Origin of the sequence: Rhizobium sp. BK399, assembly GCF_014194695.1 — a bacterium.
GTDB lineage: Bacteria > Pseudomonadota > Alphaproteobacteria > Rhizobiales > Rhizobiaceae > Rhizobium.
This window is the reverse complement of sequence record NZ_JACIAH010000018.1, coordinates 41,846-62,450: the sequence shown is the minus strand read 5'-3', so window position 1 is coordinate 62,450 and position 20,605 is coordinate 41,846. Positions and strand designations below refer to the sequence as shown.

The following is a 20,605-nucleotide window of genomic DNA, read 5'->3' as shown; positions in this document are numbered from 1 at the left end:
GACGAAGGCCATGCGATCAGGCGCTTGCGCCGTTGCGCCGATCCGCGACCTGTCTGGCAATTACACAGAGAAGTTCGAACATCATCGTGGCGCCCGCAAGCGCCGTCATGCCGGCAAGGTCAAATGGCGGCGAGACTTCCACGACGTCGGCGCCCACGATCTGTACATCTGAAAGCAGACGGATCATTTGCTGCGCCTCGCGGGTCGTGAAGCCGCCTGCTTCCGGCGTTCCGGTTCCGGGTGCCATCGATGGATCAATGCTGTCGATGTCAAAGCTAACGTAGGTCGGCAGCCCCCCTGCAATATCTCGCGCCTCCCGCATCACGTCCTTCGCTCCGCGGTCAACAAACTCTTCCATATAGATGATCCGGATGCCCTGCTCTCTCGCCCAGTCGTGCTCGCCCGGATCGTAAATCGAGCCGCGAATTCCAATTTGGACGATCCGTTTCGGGTCGAGTAGGCCCTCTTCGATCGCTCGACGGAATGGCGTTCCGTGCGTGTAGGGATTATCACCAAAATAGCGATCGTTGGTATCTGAATGTGCGTCGAAATGAACCAGTCCGATCGGCCTATCTTTGACAATGGCGCGGAGTACGGGCAGAGTTGTCAAATGGTCGCCTCCGACCGACAGCGGAATGGCACCGGCAGCGACAATCGTATCCATTCCCTTTTTTATACGATCGAGGCCGTCGACAAGATCGATCGGGTTGACGGAAAGATCGCCGACGTCAGCAATATTCGCGATGCTGAATGGCTCGGTGCCCGAAACATGGTGTACACGCCGCATCAGGCTCGACTGATTGCGAACCTCCCGCGGCCCATGCCTAGCGCCCGCCCTATTCGTCGTTCCGCCGTCCCAGGGAATGCCGACAAGCGCGATATCAAGTCCAGTCGCCGTCTGCACGGCGGGCAGACGCATGAAAGTTGAATGCCCGGCAAAGCGCGGAACCTCGGCAGCGGAAACTGGTTGAAAGAAACTGCCGGTCATCGTCCAATCCTTTGCTCATGATGATGCCGCAATCTGCGAGCCCGCCGCTTCTCACGCAAGCCCAAATTCTTCCAATGCGCGATCAGGAATCCCGGCACGTCGAGATAGCGGATGTGGATTCAACCCCGACGACAGCAAAAGAAGTTGTCATCGGTCGCGACGCGCTTCAAACCTATGAAGCAGGACGCGCAAGAAGGGGACAAACGATGGTTGAGTTGAAAAAGCATCTCGAAGATCTGCGCCGGAAGTTTGCCGATAGTACCGAGTTCTTCGATCCGCGCTTTCTAAGGGTAGCGGATAAGATCTTCAAGGGCGGCACACGGGCGGCTCCTTATTCGGGGATCTCGACCTTCGCAACACTTCCCTACAGGGAGGTAGATTTCGCTGCCCCCGACTTTGGGGACCTGCAGGTGGTCGCGATCGGCATGCCGATGGACCTCGGGGTCACAAACCGCCCTGGCTCGCGATTCGGGCCCAGGGCCGTTCGCGCCGTCGAGCGTATCGGCCCTTATAATCACGTCCTGGAATGCGCCCCAGCTTACGACTTGCGCATCGCCGATATTGGCGACGTGCCATTCCAGAGCCGCTACCGGCTGGAACAATGCCATCAAGATATCGAGGCAATGATCGGCAAGGTCATCGCGTCAGGTGTCATTCCGGTTTCCGTCGGCGGCGACCATTCGATCACTCATCCGATCCTCAAGGCCGTCGGCGCTAGTGAACCAGTCGGCCTCATCCATATCGACGCCCATTGTGACACCGGGGGTCCGTTCGACCAAACGAAGTTCCACCATGGTGGCCCGATGCGCAACGCAGTGCTAGATGGCGTCCTCGATCCTACTAGAACTATTCAGATCGGCATCCGTGGGTCCGCCGAATACCTCTGGGAGTTCTCCTACGAGTCCGGCATGACTGTCATTCATGCCGAGAAAATCTCAGCGATGGGCATTCCGGCGATCGTGGAGAAAGCCCGCCAAGTCGTCGGTGACGGCCCTGCCTACCTCTCCTTCGATATCGATAGCCTCGACCCTGCCTTTGCCCCTGGCACAGGAACGCCCGAAATCGGTGGCCTCACCAGCCGCGAGGCCTTGGAGCTATTGCGCGGACTAAAGGGCCTGAATCTCGTTGGCGCCGATGTCGTGGAGGTAGCGCCGCAATACGACAGCACGACGAATACGGCGCACGCTGCCGCCCAGGTTCTTTTCGAGATTTTTAGTCTACTGGTATTCAGCCCAGCAGCATCATCGGGCTAGGTGCGTCGGCTTCAGGCTTCACTGACGGACGCCGGAGACCTTTCTCCAGCCCTCAACCCGTCACGGAAACACGGCCCGCACTCTTACTCTAAAGCCGCCATGCCACCGCCAGCACCCTCGAACCCAAAAGCCTCGTATCCAACGACATTGTAGCCCTCCGCGACGGAGCGACCGAAAGACAGCGCCGCCCTGGCTGCCGACCAGCGGAGGGGTACGGGGATCGCGCAGACGACAGAATCGGATGTTTCAGCTGGTTCGTGTCGGGGGCTCCGGGGTGCTTACTCATCTCACGCCATTCGCGCGGCATGGGCTATATTGCGGTATTTTTATTGTTACCGCTGTGGATTGGGTTGATACAGCTCTAGGCAGGGAGCAGCGATCATATTTGGACGTCCCATCACGGGGTCGGCATACAAGGATTCATAGTCAGGAGACACAAGGCCGCGCTTATCCCAAACAGGACATGTCATGGAGGAGCATGAGATGAAACTTGATCTGGACTTCGATAAGAAACGTGAGATCCCCGTCGGCGACAGTGGCCGTGTACGCTTTCGCTTCCGGGACATAGCAGTGGAGCCTGGAAAGGCCGTTTCGCTAAAGAAGGATTTCGATCCGGATTTCACCGGCGGCTATGATGACAAAGAGGGGGCGCTCGAGAAGGTGGCGGCAAACGTCGAGCGACTGTCCGCGATGCAGGAAATCCTCTATGCTCAGGATAACTACGCTCTGTTGATCATCTTTCAGGCTATGGATGCGGCAGGTAAGGATGGCGCGATTCGCCATGTGATGTCCGGAATCAATCCGCAGGGCTGCCAGGTTACCAGCTTCAAGGCGCCGTCAGCGGAAGATCTGGATTATGGCTACCTTTGGCGTGCATCAAAAGCGGTGCCTGGTCGCGGCATGATCGGTATCTTCAACCGATCATATTACGAGGACGTTTTGGTTGTCAGAGTTCATCCGGAACTGCTTGAAAAGCAGAAGCTCCCGCCGAGCGCTCACAAAGCAGATATCTTTCAGAAGCGTTTCAAGGAGATAAATAATTTCGAAAAATACCTCCGGCAAAACGGCACAATCGTTTTGAAGTTCTTTCTTAATGTGTCCAAGAACGAGCAGAAAAAACGCTTCCTGGCGCGGATAGAGGAGCCAGAAAAGAACTGGAAGTTTTCACCGGCGGATTATGCAGAGCGAAAATACTGGGACAGCTACCAAACGGCATTCGAGGATATGCTGGAGAATACCAGCACCGAGTGGGCTCCTTGGTTCGTCATTCCCGCCGACAACAAATGGTTCGCGCGATTAGCAGTATCGGAGGTGATCTCGGCAGCTTTCGAGAGGCTAGATCTTCGGATGCCGGAGGTTAGCAAAGCACGAAAAAATGAGCTGATGCAGATTAGAAGACAGCTTCTCGATGAGGAGGACGAGTAGAGCCAAGGTCCGCAATCCGCTCAAGGCAACGTCCCTCCGAGTGTAGCGCGCTGGAACGCGTTCGCGCGAAAGCCCCGCGTCGTGGTGATAGCGGAGGCGACGATCACGGCGCCTACAATGCAATGAACGCCGTCGTCAGGGAGGCAGTGTTTTTACCCCACGGTTGGTGCTGCGGTGCACAGTTATCTTGAAGAGTATGAGATTGACTGGAAGGACGAATGTAACTCATGACACACAGTCATGCGTAGCCTCCTTCAGAAGAAGCTCGGCAACGGCTATGCACCCCGTCGGTGGACAACATTTCAGCCCCCGCATAGAGACCGCCGGAGCGGATTGCCTGGCGTTGATGCAGACATGGCCCACGAGGTCTTGGGGAAGTCCGGGAACCGACCGGGACCACATGGGTCCACATCGCGTTCATGTTCGCCGCAAATTGAAGCATCCAGGGCGATACGGTCAGCCAGGAAAGGACACGGCTCAAACACACAGCCTACCGCGCCTCCAAGCCTAAAAGCGGCCGCCGGAACAGTTATGAAGAGCGAAAGCTGGCACGAGCCATCAGATGAATGCACTTTTTCGATGGGAATTGAATTTCCGGTCCAAATATCTTGAGGGGCCGCCTGATATAAATGCGCCGTCGGAAAGGCGGAAAATGGTCGGCCCGCGCGGCCTCGGTCAAGGAGCGCCGAAAGACGGCGCTTCCAGCATTGCCAGCCCTGTGCCAGCGACTGACGGCAGACGATCTGGTATTTGAGAAGCCCGGCTCAAGTGCTGCCTTGGAGAAGTTTCGCAAATCTCAGTGCAGCCTTCAATACGGCGCCATTAGTACGGCCCGTCAGGCGCTGATGCGTAAAGCGAACCGACCGCAGCGGGCCCTCGAGATGGACTTGCCAGATTTCTTTTAAGCAGTCAGTGTTAGCGGCAGAAGGCTCAGATCGGCAAAAGGCGACGGAAGCCATCAAATCGGACGCAACCTATGTCGATAGATATCGCGACCATTAGACGTATTGCCCACCTTGCCCGTCTCGCTTTCAGCGAAGACGAGGCTGAAATAATGAGTGGCGAGCTGAACGAAATTCTGACCTTCGTCGAGCAGCTTTTGGAGGTTGATGTCGAACGAATCCCTCCGATGACCTCGGTTGTGCCAACAGCCATGAAAATGCGCCAGGATGTGGTGACCGAAGGCAATCATGCCGAAGAGATCGTGGCGAATGCACCTCTCAGTGAACGCAACTACTTCCTTGTCCCCAAGGTTCTCGATTAAGCAGAGACAGCCTCGGGCCTTGAAGAAATTCACGGCCTGCGATTGCCGCCGCACGATGCGCCCCTTTGCGTTGCGCGTGTGAGGGGCTTGAGATTTCCGGCCCACATCCGATGCCTCGAAAACTTGCCGATCTCGTTTGTGATCGAATGATGTGTCATCGCGAAGGCCCTCCCGTTTTGCACCGCAATAGCCGGTGAGGTAAGCCCCCTTCAGCAGCCAGATGACATATGACTTGCTGACTGCGAACCGTGGAGCTAAGCTTCCTACTCATAAATACTCCAATTGCCGCTGGCGTTAAAGGTAAGGGTCAGTAGCATCCAAGCTTGAAAGCTTAAGCATCAGCGCAGTCGATGGCCCCGTTCCATGGCGATGTTCTGAACGGTTCCCGAACACTTAGGCCTTGCCAATGTGCAACGAGTATGAACAGCGCGCCAGCTACGCCGAATACTGCAAGGTCATGCAGGATCTCGCGCTTGGCATGCCGACAAACCAAACGGAACTGGACATGCCGCCGGCTGACCACATCAAGGTCGGCGACATGGCCCCGGTCATCCGACCTGCGGGCGACAATATTGTTGAGCTAGCGCAGATGAAGTTCGGCTTTCCGCCCATCGGCAAGCGCGGCCCGGTATTCAACGTTCGATCGCAAGGAAGACATTTCAGCGATTGCCATCGCTGCCTTGTACCAGCCAGCGCCTTCTTCGAGCCTACCAAGAAAAAAGATCAAAAGATCAAACATCGGTTGACGTTCGTTGACGCGACGTTCATGGCGATCGCTGCGATATGGCGACCCAGCAGGAAAGGCCAGCCCTCGGCGTTCGCGATGTTGACAACGGAGCCGGGATCGGACGTGGAGCCTTTTCATAATCGTCAGCTCGTTGTCCTTCGACCGAGGGATTGGAAAGCGTGGATCGACCTTGACAAGCCTGAGGAAGAGTTGTTGCGCCCGCTGCCGGGAGGCTCGCTGAAAGTGGAGACCGCCCGCGGGAACGGTCCAATTGGCAAGCTCTAACTCCGAATTCCAGCGGTGGGCAGAACCCATTCATGTTACCGTCCCCCGGATGCTGTTTTATGCATTGCCCGCTTAACTCATCCTGATATGGGAAGAACGTTCTGCCGCAGTAGGCGCCCTCGTAGAGGATGCGTCAGCGAACAGATCGAAGCGACCGAACATCGACGCCTGATCCATGAAGGTCTGGACTAGACTCGAACCTATAACCTTTTCGAACAGGTGTTAACTCAGTAAAAATTTCGGCGCCTCACCTTCACCGGGCACGCCTCGCCGACGTGGAACCCAACACCGGGCGAGCTTCAAATACGTTGCATATCTGTGGCCATCCGAATGATTGCGTCAGGAAAGGAGCGATGTGGCTCATGCCCACACCCTTCAAGCCAGAACGTCCTTCCCAAGGCAACAATCCGCTGGATGTCGGCAAGCTGCCTTGGCGATGCGAAAGCATCTTCAGTTCCCTGGACCGCAAGGACCGGACATCGGATTTTCGACAGACACCATCTGATATCGAACCTTTGGGCAAATCCCTCGCTTGTCCAGAGGTCATGCCATCGACGAAAGATCGGCTCGGGCCTATGATGGTGGCACGAAAGGGCCCTCTTGAGCGCGCCTTCTTCCCACGCTAGACCGACGTCACGTACTGCCTTTTGCGTCTCCGGCTCGACATAAAGATGCGGTGCTTCCGCTAAGACTGCCCGAATCCTATCCCCATGCAGAGCTGCGGCAAGTAGAGCTATCGTGGCACCATCACTATGGCCAAGAAGGTATGCTTGACGGATGCCTATCGCATCAAGAACTCCGGGAAGCCGACGCGCCTCCACTGCCAGATAATCAACGTCATTTGGACCTTGAAGCGGTGATGATCTACCATATCCTTCGCGAGAATAGGCGACGACACCGAGGCCGGTTTCAAGAGCGAGTTGCTCAGGAAATCTCCGCCATGTCGAGACGCTTCCTAGTCCCTCATGGAGTAATACGATCTGCGGTTGAGGCGGCATGGGTCCCCAGCGCGTCACTTCAATGTGAAGGCCCATCTCGAGGCGGAGCATCATGCTGCTCGCCTCAAACTTGCCAATGCTCATGGATCCGTTACCCCAACGGCAATCGGCGCGCGGTTATGGCCGGCACCGATTGGTTCCGCTCAATCTTAGAGTTCAGAGGCCCTTGAAGGCAGGTTTGCGTTTCTCATGGAAAGCCTTAACGCCCTCGGCAAAGTCTTCAGAAGAACGCAGGCGGCTGTAGCAATGGCCTTCCAGCTCGATTGCCGCAGAAAGCGACGTGTCCTCGCTGTCATTCAAGAGCTTTTTTGCAGTGCGCTGCGCCAATGGCGAGAAGGCCGTAAGTTCCTTTACCAGTGCGTCGGTTGCAGCCTCGAGCTCTCCATCGGCGACGAGTTCTGTGGCAATACCCCAGTCGTAAGCCTGCGTGGCCTTGATACGCTTGGACCGCATAACAATGTCCTTGGTGCGTGTGATGCCGACGATCTGTTGGAGACGGGCCGAGCCGCCCGAGCCGGGAATCTGGCCGAGCTTCTGCTCGGGAAGCGCAAACTCCGCCGTTTCCGAGACGATGCGGAAATCGCAGGCGAGCGAGATTTCGAAACCGACGCCGAAGCAATAGCCGCGATTGGCAACGATGACCGGCTTTTCGCAGCGCGCCGGCGCGGCGATGTTCCAGGCCAGCTTGGAGACATGCTCAGGCGTCGCTTCGAGGAAGCCCATGATATAGCCGCCGGACGAGAAATGCTCGCCCTCGGCGCGCAGCACGATAACGCGCACGCGGTCGTCCGCGTCAAGCGCTTCAAAGGCGGTTTTCAGCTGGTCGCGCTGAGCCATTGACACGGTGTTGAATGGTGGGCGGGAAAGGATGATGTCGCCGCGCTGCTGCTCGGCATTGATCTCTACACGAAAGCCGTCGAGATTGGACAAGGGATTGCTCATGCTGGGCTCTTTTCCTTCTGCATTGATTCAAGTTGGTATTCGCCTTCTACCAGCTTCCTGCGCAGAAGCTTGCCGACGGGCGATTTCGGGATTTCCGTCACGAAGACGTAGCGGCGCGGTCGCTTGAAATTGGCGAGAGTTGACATGGCGCAATAGGCGTCCAGTTCGGCGTCGGTCACGTCATTGGTCCGGCTGATGAAGGCTGTGACAACACGGCCCCATTTTTCGTCCGGCAGGCCGACGACCGCGACTTCCGAGACGCCCGGATGCAGCGACAGCAAGCTTTCCACCTCGACCGGCGAGACGTTTTCGCCGCCGCTGATGATCATGTCGTCGACGCGGCCTGTGACGAAGAGATCGCCGTCCTCGTCGAAATAGCCCGTATCAGAACTGAAATACCAGCCATCCTTGAAGGATTTCACATCCGTATCCGGCCGCCGCCAATAGCCTTCGAAAGCCTCGTCGCCGGCCATCAGCGCGATTATCTGGCCTTCCTGGCCGGCTGGCACGCGGTTCTCCGGATCATTGGTGTCGAGCGCGACGACGCGGATCATCTGGTTGATGCCCGATCGTCCGGCACTACCGGGCTTGATCTGGGCGCGCTGGTTTATGGTGCAGGTGTAGATTTCCGACGAGCCGTAGTGATTGACGAAGAGATCCGGCTTGAAGGCGGCGTCGAGCACTTTAAGGAGGCCTTCCGTCATCGGTGCTCCGGCAAAGCCGAGCTTGCGCACAGAGGAAATGTCGGTAGCGGTAAAATCTGGATGATTGACGACCGAGTGATAGAGGGTCGGAACGAGATAGAGATTGTCGATTTTCTCACGCTCGATCATCTGCAACGCCTCGGAGGCATCGAATTTCGGCATACAGACGAAGGTGCCGTTGGTGATAGCGGAGGCAAGCAGCGAGCGGACCCCCATCGTATGATAGAGCGGCATCACGCCAAGCGTCTTCTCTCCATAGGCATAAAGGTTTTGGGCTACATGGGCGATCGCTGCCGCGCGTTCGGCGCGCTGCCGCCGCGGAACGCCCTTTGGCCGCGAGGTCGTGCCTGACGTATAGAGCATCAGCGACCAGGCATCCGCCCCGACACGCGGCCGGGCCGGAGCCGCGTCGCGATCGAGCAGCGCATCGAAAAAGAATTCGCCGGCTTCCGGCTGCGAAAGAGAAATCAGATGGATGCCGTCAGGCAGGTGGGCGCTGCGACAGGCTTCGGCGGAAAACTCCTCGAAAGCGACTGCGCGGGCTTCGGAATCGCTAACCGCATAGCTCACCTCGTCTGCCTTGGCGCGCCAATTGATCGGCGTCAGGATCACGCCGGAAAACTGGCAGGCCCAGTGCAGCGTCGCCGTCTGCCAGCGGTTGCGCAACACGCTGACCAGGTGATCGCCTGGCTGCATACCGAGATCGTCGAAGGCGGCGACAAGCGCCGATATGCTTTTATAAAGATCACGATAGCTGAGCCGCACGTCCCCGTCGACGATCGCAAGCGCCCCCGGCTCCCGCTCTAGGCTCGCCAGAAAAGTCGTTCCAAGATCAAGCATTAGTTTCCTCCGTGTCCGCCACCCGCTCCGCCAGCAGTTTCTGCTGGGCTGCGAGGGTCGCTTTGATGATGGGTGCATAGCCGGTGCACCGGCACAGATTGCCGGACAGAGCTTCCCGAAGCTCCGCCTCGCTCGCCTCCGGCTTTTCCTTCAGGAAGGCATCGAGCGTCATCAGGAAGCCGGCGGTGCAGAAGCCACATTGCAGGCCGTGATGTTCGCGAAACGCCTCCTGGATGATGGAGAGGCGGCTTCCGTCGAGCGAAAGCCCCTCGACAGTGCGCACGTCGCAGCCTTCGGTCTGCACGGCAAGCGCCAGGCAGCCGCGTGCCATAGCGCCATCTATCTGGATCGTGCAAGCGCCACAGACGCCATGTTCGCAACCGACATGCGTGCCTGTCATACCAAGCTCGGCGCGCAGGAAATCAGTGAGCAGCATGCGCGCCTCAGCCATGCCGGACACGGTACGGCCGTTGAGGGTAAAAGTGACAGGATGTTTTCCGTCGGCGGTCAGGCGCGGCATGACGCGGCCTCCTCGATAGTCTGGCGGCCTAGCTGGCGCACTAGATCCCGCCGGTAGCGGGCCGTGGCATGAAGATCATCCCGGGCATTGAGGTCCCAGGCAAACTGGTTGAGCGCATCATCGAAATCGGCCGTACCCGGAAGCGGCAGCGCCCGCCGCGTCGGGGCATCAGCCACGCCGCCGACGGTCAGAAAGGCTTGCTGCTCATTGACGATGGCGGCGCAGGCGGTGATTGCGAAATCGCCATGCCGGCGTCCAATCTCCCGAAATGAATAGCCATGCCCCGGCTTTGCTGTCGGATAGGTGACAGCAACAATCATTTCGTTGTCGGCCTTCGCTGTCGCCATCATGCCGGTGACGAATTGCTCCGCCGGCAGGATGCGCTCCTTTTTTGCCTTGCGCGACATCAGGTGCACCGTGCCTTCGAGCGCAATCAGTGAGGTGAGCAGTTCCGCGGACGGGTCGGCATGCGCGACCGATCCGCAGACGGTGCCGCGGGCCCGGGTCTGGGCATGCCCAACCCATTTCAGCGCCGCGGCGAGCAACGGCTGACGGTCACGAAGGCCGGCATGGCGTTCGAGCTTTGCCTGCCGCACGGCGGCGCCGACCCGCATGCTGTTCCCGTCGTCCTCGATCTTGCGTAGCGCATCAACCGCCATGATGTCGACAAGCACGGCCGGACGCGCCAGCCGCATGTTGATCATCGGGATCAGTGACTGGCCGCCGGCGAGGATACGGACATTGCCCTGCTCCTTGTCCAGCATGTCCAAAGCTTCGGCGAGGTCGGCGGCGCGCAGATAGTCGAAAGGTGCCGGTTTCATCGGATCAGCCCCATAGCCGTTGCGAACTGTCGGATCGTGTCAATCGGATTGAAACCGCGCCGCTTACCGCCCGCCTTGGCGGCGAGCGCCTCGAAGAACTGGCCGATGACGACCCGCGCAGCGCCGTCCAGCAGGCGCCCGCCGATCGAGGCAACCTTACCGCCGACGGCAGCCGTGTACTGATATCGGATCTTCGTCGTGCCGGGCGGATCTTCCGTCAGCATCACGGTGCCGGTGCCCTCGCCATTGCCGAGCGCGCCGCTGGTACCGCCGCTGAGCGTCACCGAGTCCGGTTCGTTGAGATCCGACAACTTGATGACGGCGGAATAGCGTCCCTTGACAGGGCCGATCCCGAGCGTCACGTCGGCGCTGAATTCGGTGGCGGAGACTCTCTTTACACCGTGGGCGCCGGGAATGATCGACATAAGTTCGTCAGGATTGAGGAGCATGTCCCAGATGCGCTGGCGCGGCGCCTGGACGATCGCCTCGCCTTCCCCCGACAGAGCCCGTTCGCCGGCCTTGGCGGTCTTCGGCTTCGGCTTGGCCTTGGGGGGCGTCTTCGGCGCCGGTTCCTCGCCGAAGACGTGTTCGGCGAGCCTTGCCGGCGCAAGCGGCAATTCGATATCGCGGATGCCGAGTGCGTCGGCGACGGCATTAGCAATGCAGACCGGCGTCGACATGCAATTGCCCTCGCCGACCCCCTTGGCGCCGAGCGGCGTGAAGGGGGACGGGCTCTCGTAATGCAGGATGGTGAGCGCCGGCGTCTCCATGATCGTCGGGATCAGGTAGTCAGCAAGCGTGCCAGATTGCAGACTGCCATCGGCGCCATAGCTCGACTCCTCAAGAAGCGCCGCGCCCAGCGCATGAGCAAAACCGCCGGTCACCTGCCCCTCGACCATGCCCGGATGCAGGATGCGGCCGCAATCGTGCATGGTGACGTATTTGCGGATTGTCAGCGCCGCGGTCTTGCGGTCGATCTCAACGGCACAGATATCGAAGATGAAGCCGTGACAGAGGGACGAATTGACATGGTCCTGCTCGTCCGGCGCTGTCAGTTCCGGCGGCGTCCAGAAGGCGGTTTCGCGGATTGTCTGGTCGATCCCCTGCGGCAAGTCACCCGGGGACCAATGGCTGGATGATGCAACACGGGCGAAGGGAAGGCTTTTCGTCGGATCGCCTGCGTGCACGCGGCCACCTTCGAAGACGATCGCCACCATATCCGCTTTCAGCTGCTTTGCCGCGATCGCCGCGAGTTTCGCGCGCACGCGCCGGGCGGCGATATCGGCCACACCAGCGACGGCGGCGGCAAAGCGGCTGGAATAATTGCCCGAAGCGATCGACCAGGCGTCCTTCGCCGTATCGAGTTCCGAAACGACGCGGATATCGGCGGGTTTCAGGCCAAGGACGTCGGCGACAACCTGTGACAGGACCGTGCGATGCCCCTGTCCCTGCGGCACGGACGCGACATGGACGGAGACCGATCCGAGCGCATCGATGCCGATCGTCGCGGTGGCCTGGGCGCCATTCTTCGGCCCGGCCTTGATGCGCTGCTCGGGGCTGAGAACGGCAGTGATATAGCCCATGTTCGATACGCTCGGCTCGACGACGGCGGCATAGCCGATGCCGAAGATGCGTCCTTCGGCCCGGGCTTGGTCGCGCAGCGCCAGAAGCTCGTCCAGACCGCCCTCGCGAGTGGCGATGTCCATGGCCGCCTGGTAGTTGCCGCTGTCATAAAGGGCGCCGGTCGCCGTCCGGTAAGGAAAGGCGGAAGCCGGGATCATGTTGACACGCATGACATCGAGCGGATCGAGCGAAAGTTCTACGGCAATTCGCTGCATCAGCCTTTCGAGCGCGAAATAGACCTGCGGGCCGCCGAAGCCGCGGTTGAGGCCGGTCGGCATCTTGTTGGTGAGCACGATGCGGTTGCGTATCGATACATTGGGGATCGCATAGGCGCCGGTCATGTTGCCGTGCATGCGGTAGAGAGTCGCCGGTTCCGGCGCGCGCAGATGGGCTCCGCAATCTTCGAGCTGATCCCAATGCAGCGCTGTGATGCGGCCATCGGCCTCGACCGCCGCATCCAGCCGGGTGACGCGGTTGGTGGCGGTGACCGAGCCCATCAGATGTTCGAGTCGGTCCTCGATCCATTTGACCGGCCGGCCAGCGACGCGGGCGGCGATCCCCATCAGCACGACGTAGGGGAAGATCGCCTGCTTGACGCCGAAACTGCCCCCGGAATCAGCAGGGGTGCGCAGCCGCAGGCGATTGCCAGGGACGTTGAGGCCGCGGGCCATCACCGCATGGATGCTGAATGGCCCCTGGAAATTGGCAAGAATATCGTAGCTGTCGTCGGTCGGATCATATTCGGCAACGACACCGTAGGTCTCGATCGGCGTGCAGGCGCTGCGCGGGTAGCGGATATCGATGGAGATCGTGTGCGCCGCAGCCTCGAAAGCGGCCTGCGGTTCGCCATAGGTGAAGCTGCGTTCGTTGGCGAGATTGCCCTTCAGGCCCTCATGCAGGATAGGAGCGCCTTCGCCGAGTGCCTCGACGGGGTCGGTAACGGCAGCAAGCGAAGCATAGGTGATCTCGATCAGATCAAGCGCATCCTCGGCGACATAGCGGCTGGAGGCAACGACGATCGCTACCGGCTCGCCGAAATAGCGCACCTTGTCGGTGGCGATCGGCCAGCATTCGATCGGCGCCTTGACGCCGACGACCAGCGAGCTGCCGTGACGCTGGATGTCTTCGGCGGTGAGAACGGCAACGACGCCCGGCAGAGCCCTTGCCTTTTCGGTGTCGATCGCCTCGATCCGGGCATGGCCATGAGGGGAGCGGAGAATGGCAGCGTGACAGGTGCCTGACTTGATCGCGAGGTCATCGATATAGCGGCCACGCCCGGTTAGGATGGCACCATCCTCGACGCGGGGGATGGACTTGCCGACCCATGTCTCTGTCGCGATCGCCCGTGCCTCCTTGATATCGAATGTCTGCGATGTGGTGTTCACTGTGATACCTTCAGGCTGTGAAAGAGGGGCGGCCGGCGGGCCCGGCCGCTAACGGTCGCGTCAGCGCAAAGCGCCTTTGGTTTCCGGCGTGGCGATCGCGCCGATCAGGAAGAGCACGAAGACGCAGGCAGCGAAGATCGACAGCGAGGTCGGGATATCCGCCGGCGTTGCGCTTACCAGCGAGACGAAGGTCGGCAGGATACCGCCGATGGCAAAGCCGATATTCCAAGACAGGCCCGTTCCGCTGGCGCGGATTTCCGTTGGAAACCGCTCATTGAGGAAGATCAGCACCGGCGCGTACCCGGCATTGCCGATAAAGGCGATCGCCATGGCATAGAGCGTAACGGTAGGAATGGTCGTCGCCGATGCCATGCCGAGATAGCAGACCGGCAAAAGGATGGCGGCAAGCACGCCGACAATCAGGAAGGTCGGCTTGCGGCCGATGCGGTCGCTCAGCATGCCGATCACCACCGCGGCGATGAAGGCGGCGACGCTGCTGCCCATCAGGATCAGTGAGGATGTGCTGTTGGGGATCTCGTTGACCACTTTGAGCATGGTCGGCATGTAGCCGGAAGTCAGGTAGTAGCCGGCGCCACCGCCCGTGGTGATCAGCAGATTGAGGAGCAGAATCTTCCGGTACTGGGGCGAGAAAAGGCGCTTCAAGGGCGAGGCGACGACGGTGTCCTGAGTTGCGGTCTTACTCGCAGCCTTCTTCCTTTGTAACTCCTTCCAGAACGGCGATTCTTCCAGGTTGTTAAATATGAACCAGCCGAGCAGTGCGCTGATCAGGCCGGAGAAGAACATCACCCGCCAGCCCATCTCGGCAAAGGCGTCGCCCGGGAAAATGGTGGAGGTGATCAGGAAGACGATAGAGGCGAACAGCGCACCGATGCCTGCGCCGCCGCCGCCAACAAGACCGGACACGGCGCCGCGCCAGTTTTCCGGAACCGATTCCGTTCCGATCGTATGGGTTGAGGCCACGACGCCCCCGACGAAGACGCCCTGCACAAGACGCAGGAGAAGGAAGAGGACAGGGGCGATCCAGCCGACCTGGTTGATAGTCGGCAGAAGGCCAAAGGCGGCAGTGCTGATGCCGACACCAACGATAGCGACCAACATGGCACCCTTCCGGCCGCGCGCGTCGGCAAAGTGGCCGAAGATCGCCGAACCGATCGGTCGCATCAGCAGCGTCACCGCGAAGGATGCGTAGACCGCGGCGAGCGACCATGTCGGATGGCTCGAGGGAAAGAACAGTGCGCCGACGACGGGCGCGACGTAAAGAAGAATGAAGAGATCGTAGAGATCCAGCGACCACCCCAGCAGGGATGAGACGATGGCGCTAACGATCTGTTTGCGTTCGGCCGGATAAATCCCCGCCGTGGTGTCGCTGATGGTCAATTCTCTTCCTCCCGCCGGCTTTGGAAACGTCCCCGGCTCGCAGACGGTCTTGTCCGAACCACAAGCCATGGCGCTTCCGGCGTTAGGCCGGACGCACCTCATCCCAAGGCGCAGTTCAGGCCCTCAGGGTTCTAAATTTTCGGGAGGTTGGCGATACGCGGCAGTCTCGCGCATGACCCTGCAGTATCATTTAATATGCTGCGGCGCGGTAAGCGCCTTGCTTCACACGCCGGTCGAGGCTCTTGCGACCTTGCGGAACTCGCCCGGCGACACGCCGAGGTGATCACGGAAGAAGCGATTAAAGTGCGTGGGAGCGGAAAAGCCGAGATGCTCGCCGATCAGGGAAAAGCTGTCGTCGGAATTCACGCTGGCATCGACGGCGGCCTCCACGCGGATGACGTTGAAATAGACGCGGGGGGAGACATGTGCCTGCGCTTCGAAAAGGCGGAAGAAATGGGCACGCGACAGCCCGACCCTGGTGGCGAGCGCATTCATGTTCTCGCCGTGCTGGTAGTCTTCCCGCATTGCTTGCATAGCGCGCCGAATGCGGAAATCGACGAGCGGTGACGCGGCGAGGCTGCGGATCGAGCCGTTATGTTCCCGCCAGGCGCTAAACCGCTCGATGACGGCAATCATCAACCGTGCCAGCAGTTGCTCATGGCTTGCTCGCGCATCCGGCCGCATCATCATCTCCGCGGCCAGATCCCGGGCGATAGATCGTATGAGCGGCGAAATCTCGCCTTGGGGCTGCGCGAAAAAGCCCGGCGCGCCGCTCGCCTGCCAGCCGCTGCGAAACATCTTCAGCCATTCGGGCTCGATATAGAGTGCCAGGATCAACGTCTTCGGACGTAGTGGATCGTGAACATAGGCATGCGGCTCCCAGCCATTGACCAGGACCGCTTGGGTTTCCGTCAGTGGTACGATTTTGTCGCCGACGGCAAAGAAACTGTCAGCGCCTTCAACCTTGATGAGCACATGACAGTAAGGATGGGCATGGCGCACCAGAGGACGGTCCATGTCCAGAAGCGCAACCCGGCCGAAATCGCCATAGGCGATCCGAAGTGCGTCCGACATTCTTTCCTCCTAGGCCGGCAACTTGCTGAGGACTATACACATCATCAAGGCAACACACAAATTTGCGCTGGGTTCAAATCTTGGCGGGCACAATAACGACGAGAGAATATCATCATGAGGCATCGTCGGATAAGGTCGTCGTTCCAAGCCGGCTGTCCTGCAGCGACGTTCCGGTGTGACCAGCGCATCCCTCGCGGAGAGTGCGTGTCAGCATCCTCTGGGTAACACCGTGCATTCTTCGTCGCGAAGGAGCGGCTGGAGTTGTTGCCGATCGCCACCACGGCTTCCGCGGCAACCACAGCCTCGGTGCATCCGTCGGAAATATAGCCGCTAGACGCACCTCCCCCGCGCACCCGAGAACCGCTGTCCAACGCGTGCCAGCGCAAGGCTTTCGAGAGAGATCGCGATAGAGCGGCAGCATCGAAACTCATGTTGCCGCTGTATGAATTAATCTCTTGCAGCTAGAAACTGAATCGTCGATCAAGTTCCAGGAGAGCCGACTGAACCTCATCTATCGTTACCGGCGCGGGCGTGCCCGGTATTTTTCTCAGGGCTGGCTCGGACTCCACTGCGTAGTAATCCGAGGCCCACGCAGCAAGGATCGTCCTTTTGTCATGCGCCGACAGGACGCGCGAATTGACTATATCGATCGGACGTCGAAGAGTTACGTGGTGCGGCACCAGAGAAGTCGGCCCTTTCGTTACAGCATCGTTGGCTATCTGCTGAAGCACTGCGTCCATCGTCGTTGAACCTCAGCAAATGTGTGGGTCCCGGTCACGACGGGACCGTGATGTGACGACGGGATCAATCGTCGGCGCGAGCAGATCGTGCTTCTCGGCGAACCCCCTAAAGAGGCCGCGGACGGTCTCTGCTTCGATTTCACCGAGCAATGCAGCTCTGCAGGCATTCATAGCAATCGAATGCGAGGCGTCTCTCGTCGAGACTGGCCACTCAACGAGATACCGGTAAGCATCCATGACTGACTTCACCTCGACCGGCATTCCGAGGCCGACGAGAACGGATACGGGTTTCGTGAACATATCGGGTTTCATGCTTTTCTCCTTTCCAACCCGCCATGCTGCCAGGCGCCGCTCCAGCGGCGCCTCGATTTTCAGCGTTGGATTACGCAGCCTTCTGTCCTTCGATCTGAGCCGCCGGAGCCGGCAGCGCCGGATCGATCTCAATGTCGATTTTCCGCGGCTTGAGAGCTTCGGGGATCTCACGGATGAGATCGACCGATAGCAGACCGTTGACCAACTCTGCTGCGTTGACCCTGACGTGATCCGCAAGCTCGAAGCGGTGTTCGAACGGTCGGGACGCAATGCCGCAATGGAGATAGCCTTCCGCAGTCGAGTCCTGCTTCTTACCGGTCACGGTCAGGAGATTCGACTGGAAAATAATGTCCAGATCATCGCGCGCGAAGCCCGCAACAGCGATCGAAATTCGATAGCTGTCGTCGCCGGTCTTGACGATATCATACGGCGGCCAGTCACTGACTGAGCGGGCACGCTGAGCGTTCTCCAGGAGATTGAAGACGCGGTCAAAGCCAACGCTCGACCGGAAGAGTGGCGTGTAGTCATAAGATGTTGCCATAGCCATATCCTCCTTGAAGCAACATGGGTATGAAGCGCCGAAAGACAGCACTCCCAGCAAGGCCAGCCCTGTTCTAGCGGCTGGCGGAAATCGATTTGGTTTTTGCCTATTTCGGTTTCAAGGTATGACCAGCAAAAATTTCAGCGGTATCGAACAATCGCAGTCGACTTGCGGACGTGGTCGATGCGGTCAAAAGGTCCTTTCGGTCGAAGCCAACCGCATTAAGATCTTTGAGCGGTTTGCATTGAATGAAGAGATTGCTGTCAGGGAGCAGAATAGATCAGCTTGCATATCTGCTCCTGTGAATGGCGCACAACAGCGTGTGCCCAGCCGCCTTCAGTGCTTCCGCCATTGTCGTCGGCGGTGGTGGCTGACCTGCCTTTCTTGAAGCAGGTCGAGATAGCGTTTCAGCCTTTCGAGCGCTCGTAATTATAGGCGCGGGCATCATTGATAGCGAAATCAAACCGATCTCTGACGGAATGGTCGGTACTTACGTCTGCGACCAGCTTTGCGGGTTTCACAAAGTCCCGGACAAGGATTTCAGCAAGATCCCATGGGAATGAATAGCGACCGTCGCTCTGGCAAGTGAGGCTGCGATAACGCACTCACCTCAAAGGATCTTTCTGAAACCGATGTCCCAATTAAGCGAAATCCGCAACCAGCTCGTGAAACTCGTGGCCGGCCATGTTCCGGTAGTCGATCAGATGCCTTATTTCTTCACTTTCATCAGCCGAAAGCAAACCATCTTCGATCAGCGCCTACAGACATTTTTTTACCTGGTCTTTGGTATTTTTGGGCACGCGATCAACGCCACGGCCTGCCACACGCGGAAGCGATCTGTTGTCTGCACCAGACTAAGGGGGGTTTGCTTCACCTGCTCCGCATAAAACAGCAACCGGATAAGGTTGCGCTCTGGCGCACTGGGTCATGGTTTGCGGCTATCGTGGGATGGTGTAGCGTAGGCAGTTGCGGGGGCCAGTCCACGGAGAATTGTAATATTCGTGCCTGCATTCTTTCGAAGGATATGACAGTCTTGGGGAAGGAAACGAACTCTCCGAGGAAAGACGCAAAGCGCGAAAGGTGGATACGGAACTTCTCCCGCCAAGGTCTGCCAAGGCGGCTACGAAGAAAGTTGCCTTATCCAGTCGTCGAAGCTGGCCTCTGAGGCCCGCGCCACACTATCCGTATCCGGGTTCCCGTCGGAATTTAACCCTCTAAAGTCCCGAGCCGTTTTTCCGTACGCTGCTTGAATGCTCGGGCAAAATGATCGCCGCGCAAAAATCCGACGGCGGCGATATCGGAGATGCGGCGAGTATTGCTAGGATCAGCCAAGATTGACCTGATCCGTTCAAGTCGTTGGCTTTTGCAGTTAGTAGCCTGGAAAAAATTTCCGCCAAACTTAAAAATTTCCGCCAAACTTCAAGTCTCTGCCGGGACAATTCCGATTGACGCTTCTAAGATGTCCGACAACATGACAATAAGGTTGGATGAGGAAATGGCGGTGCTCGTAACAGAGCAGATATTCGGCGGGAGGGAATGATGAAGATTACAAGCCTGGAAACCGTTCGCGTTGCGGAACGCGCCAACCTGCTCTGGGTGCTGGTGCGCACCGATGAGGGTCTGACAGGACTTGGAGAAACGTTCTTCGGCGCGGAAACGGTTGAGGCCTACGTGCATGAATATATTGCTCCGCGCGTGATCGGACGCGATCCTCTTGAGATCGACAGGCTTGCAGCCGACCTCGTCGGCTATCTCGGCTTTCGGTCATCCGGCGCCGAAGTGCGTGGCAATTCCGCCTTCGATATCGCGCTTTGGGATCTTTTCGGCAAGGCGACGGGTCTGCCGATCGCGCAGTTGCTGGGCGGCTTCACCCGCAAGGAAATCCGCACCTACAACACCTGCGCCGGTACGGAATACATCAAGAAGGCGACAGGGCAGACGACCGCCAATTACGGCCTGTCCGATGGGAAGGGCTATGACGATCTGAACGGCTTCCTGCACCGCGCCGATGAACTCGCCCAGTCGCTGCTCGAAGAGGGCATCACTGCGATGAAGATCTGGCCATTCGATACCGCTGCCGAAAAATCGCGCGGAACTTACATATCCATGCCGGATCTGAAACAGGCGCTCGAACCATTCGAAAAAATCCGCTCCGCCGTCGGGGACCGGATGGACATCATGGTCGAGTTCCATTCGATGTGGCAGTTGTTGCCCGCCATGCAGATCGCCAAGGCGCTCACCCCCTACAATACATTCTGGCATGAAGACCCGATCAAGATGGACAGCCTCGCCAGCCTCAAGCGCTACGCGGAGGTTTCGCCGGCACCGATTTCTGCTTCGGAAACCCTCGGATCGCGCTGGGCCTTCCGCGACTATCTCGAAACGGGCGCGGCTGGCGTTGTGATGCTCGACATCAGCTGGTGTGGCGGACTGTCGGAAGCGCGCAAGATCGCCGCCATGGCAGAGGCCTAGCATCTTCCCGTTGCCCCGCACGATTGCACAGGTCCGGTCGTTCTCTGCGCGTCCACCCATCTTTCTCTCAACGCGCCCAATGCCCTTGTTCAGGAAAGCGTGCGTGCTTTCTACAACACTTGGTATCGCGACCTCGTCACCGCGCTTCCGCAGGTTCGCAACGGGATGATTACGGTGCCGCCGGGCTCGGGGCTTGGAATGGAACTCAACCCGGAGCTTGAGCGGGCGTTCACCGTCAGCCGTCGTGTCTCCGATTGTTCGGCCATCTGATTTGTCCGAGGATAGTCATGACC

At 59.0% G+C, this 20,605-nt stretch carries 16 protein-coding genes and 1 pseudogene; 5 read left to right on the top strand and 12 right to left on the bottom strand.

Annotated features, from left to right (window positions below):
• Window positions 1-16: 16 nt before the first annotated feature.
• The gene (gene speB, locus FHT97_RS26055) at window positions 17-988 is read right to left on the bottom strand and encodes an agmatinase (protein ID WP_183758403.1); all 972 of its coding nucleotides are present in this window, start codon (window positions 986-988) and stop codon (window positions 17-19) included.
• Between the two features lie 206 nt (window positions 989-1,194).
• Between speB (FHT97_RS26055) and speB (FHT97_RS26050) the strand changes: the two genes are divergently transcribed.
• Window positions 1,195-2,241 carry an agmatinase gene (gene speB, locus FHT97_RS26050; RefSeq protein ID WP_183758401.1) on the top strand — a complete coding sequence of 349 codons (1,047 nt, stop codon included), beginning with the start codon at window positions 1,195-1,197 and terminating at the stop codon, window positions 2,239-2,241.
• Between the two features lie 483 nt (window positions 2,242-2,724).
• The gene (locus FHT97_RS26045) at window positions 2,725-3,666 is read left to right on the top strand and encodes a polyphosphate kinase 2 family protein (protein WP_246712782.1); all 942 of its coding nucleotides are present in this window, start codon (window positions 2,725-2,727) and stop codon (window positions 3,664-3,666) included.
• A 238-nt stretch (window positions 3,667-3,904) separates the two neighbouring features.
• Here the strand turns inward: FHT97_RS26045 and FHT97_RS26040 are convergent, their stop codons facing one another.
• Entirely contained in the window at window positions 3,905-4,153 is a 249-nt protein-coding gene (locus tag FHT97_RS26040; RefSeq protein WP_183758397.1) for an SPW repeat protein, read from the bottom strand.
• A 489-nt stretch (window positions 4,154-4,642) separates the two neighbouring features.
• On the opposite strand from FHT97_RS26040, the gene gatC reads away from it, so the two are divergent.
• A complete protein-coding gene (gene gatC / locus FHT97_RS26035; protein ID WP_183758393.1) occupies window positions 4,643-4,930 on the top strand; it encodes an Asp-tRNA(Asn)/Glu-tRNA(Gln) amidotransferase subunit GatC in 288 nt (95 codons plus the stop codon).
• Window positions 4,931-5,387: 457 nt separating this feature from the next.
• Window positions 5,388-5,942, top strand: coding sequence for an SOS response-associated peptidase family protein (locus FHT97_RS26030; RefSeq protein WP_310503305.1), 555 nt, complete (start codon window positions 5,388-5,390; stop codon window positions 5,940-5,942).
• A 299-nt stretch (window positions 5,943-6,241) separates the two neighbouring features.
• On the opposite strand, the gene FHT97_RS26025 is transcribed toward FHT97_RS26030, so the two are convergent.
• From FHT97_RS26025 to FHT97_RS25980, 10 genes are all read right to left on the bottom strand, one after another.
• Window positions 6,242-7,024 carry an alpha/beta hydrolase gene (locus FHT97_RS26025; RefSeq protein WP_183864702.1) on the bottom strand — a complete coding sequence of 261 codons (783 nt, stop codon included), beginning with the start codon at window positions 7,022-7,024 and terminating at the stop codon, window positions 6,242-6,244.
• A gap of 72 nt (window positions 7,025-7,096) precedes the next feature.
• A complete protein-coding gene (locus tag FHT97_RS26020; protein WP_183758388.1) occupies window positions 7,097-7,882 on the bottom strand; it encodes an enoyl-CoA hydratase-related protein in 786 nt (261 codons plus the stop codon).
• Window positions 7,879-9,426: an AMP-binding protein gene (locus FHT97_RS26015; RefSeq protein ID WP_183758386.1), complete on the bottom strand. Its 1,548-nt coding sequence runs from the start codon at window positions 9,424-9,426 to the stop codon at window positions 7,879-7,881. The genes FHT97_RS26020 and FHT97_RS26015 overlap by 4 nt, the downstream gene beginning before the upstream one ends.
• Complete coding sequence (locus FHT97_RS26010) at window positions 9,419-9,946, bottom strand: (2Fe-2S)-binding protein (protein ID WP_183864701.1); 528 nt, start codon at window positions 9,944-9,946, stop codon at window positions 9,419-9,421. Before FHT97_RS26010 ends, FHT97_RS26015 begins: the two co-directional genes overlap by 8 nt.
• Window positions 9,934-10,767 (bottom strand): FAD binding domain-containing protein, encoded by an 834-nt coding sequence (locus tag FHT97_RS26005; RefSeq protein ID WP_183758382.1) that lies wholly within the window; start codon window positions 10,765-10,767, stop codon window positions 9,934-9,936. Before FHT97_RS26005 ends, FHT97_RS26010 begins: the two co-directional genes overlap by 13 nt.
• Window positions 10,764-13,730, bottom strand: coding sequence for a molybdopterin cofactor-binding domain-containing protein (locus FHT97_RS26000; protein WP_183864727.1), 2,967 nt, complete (start codon window positions 13,728-13,730; stop codon window positions 10,764-10,766). The genes FHT97_RS26005 and FHT97_RS26000 overlap by 4 nt, the downstream gene beginning before the upstream one ends.
• A 105-nt stretch (window positions 13,731-13,835) precedes the next feature.
• Entirely contained in the window at window positions 13,836-15,173 is a 1,338-nt protein-coding gene (locus FHT97_RS25995) for an MFS transporter (RefSeq protein WP_246712781.1), read from the bottom strand.
• 222 nt (window positions 15,174-15,395) lie between these two features.
• Entirely contained in the window at window positions 15,396-16,247 is an 852-nt protein-coding gene (locus FHT97_RS25990) for an AraC family transcriptional regulator (RefSeq protein ID WP_183864699.1), read from the bottom strand.
• Between the two features lie 752 nt (window positions 16,248-16,999).
• The gene (locus tag FHT97_RS25985) at window positions 17,000-17,299 is read right to left on the bottom strand and encodes a DUF982 domain-containing protein (RefSeq protein ID WP_183758376.1); all 300 of its coding nucleotides are present in this window, start codon (window positions 17,297-17,299) and stop codon (window positions 17,000-17,002) included.
• Window positions 17,300-17,369: 70 nt separating this feature from the next.
• Window positions 17,370-17,840 (bottom strand): Hsp20 family protein, encoded by a 471-nt coding sequence (locus FHT97_RS25980; RefSeq protein ID WP_183864698.1) that lies wholly within the window; start codon window positions 17,838-17,840, stop codon window positions 17,370-17,372.
• 1,539 nt (window positions 17,841-19,379) lie between these two features.
• On the opposite strand from FHT97_RS25980, the pseudogene FHT97_RS25975 reads away from it, so the two are divergent.
• Window positions 19,380-20,582, top strand: a pseudogene (locus FHT97_RS25975) (mandelate racemase/muconate lactonizing enzyme family protein).
• The last annotated feature ends 23 nt before the right edge of the window (window positions 20,583-20,605 follow it).

Excerpts from the sequence above, each read along its gene's own strand:
- speB (WP_183758403.1), bottom strand. The coding sequence starts at position 988 with ATGACCGGCAGTTTCTTTCAACCAGTTTCCGCTGCCGAGGTTCCGCGC.
- speB (WP_183758401.1), top strand. The coding sequence starts at position 1,195 with ATGGTTGAGTTGAAAAAGCATCTCGAAGATCTGCGCCGGAAGTTTGCC.
- FHT97_RS26045 (WP_246712782.1), top strand. The coding sequence starts at position 2,725 with ATGAAACTTGATCTGGACTTCGATAAGAAACGTGAGATCCCCGTCGGC.
- gatC (WP_183758393.1), top strand. The coding sequence starts at position 4,643 with ATGTCGATAGATATCGCGACCATTAGACGTATTGCCCACCTTGCCCGT.
- FHT97_RS26030 (WP_310503305.1), top strand. The coding sequence starts at position 5,388 with ATGCAGGATCTCGCGCTTGGCATGCCGACAAACCAAACGGAACTGGAC.
- FHT97_RS26025 (WP_183864702.1), bottom strand. The coding sequence starts at position 7,024 with ATGAGCATTGGCAAGTTTGAGGCGAGCAGCATGATGCTCCGCCTCGAG.
- FHT97_RS26020 (WP_183758388.1), bottom strand. The coding sequence starts at position 7,882 with ATGAGCAATCCCTTGTCCAATCTCGACGGCTTTCGTGTAGAGATCAAT.
- FHT97_RS26015 (WP_183758386.1), bottom strand. The coding sequence starts at position 9,426 with ATGCTTGATCTTGGAACGACTTTTCTGGCGAGCCTAGAGCGGGAGCCG.
- FHT97_RS26010 (WP_183864701.1), bottom strand. The coding sequence starts at position 9,946 with ATGCCGCGCCTGACCGCCGACGGAAAACATCCTGTCACTTTTACCCTC.
- FHT97_RS26005 (WP_183758382.1), bottom strand. The coding sequence starts at position 10,767 with ATGAAACCGGCACCTTTCGACTATCTGCGCGCCGCCGACCTCGCCGAA.
- FHT97_RS25990 (WP_183864699.1), bottom strand. The coding sequence starts at position 16,247 with ATGTCGGACGCACTTCGGATCGCCTATGGCGATTTCGGCCGGGTTGCG.
- FHT97_RS25985 (WP_183758376.1), bottom strand. The coding sequence starts at position 17,299 with ATGAAACCCGATATGTTCACGAAACCCGTATCCGTTCTCGTCGGCCTC.
- FHT97_RS25980 (WP_183864698.1), bottom strand. The coding sequence starts at position 17,840 with ATGGCAACATCTTATGACTACACGCCACTCTTCCGGTCGAGCGTTGGC.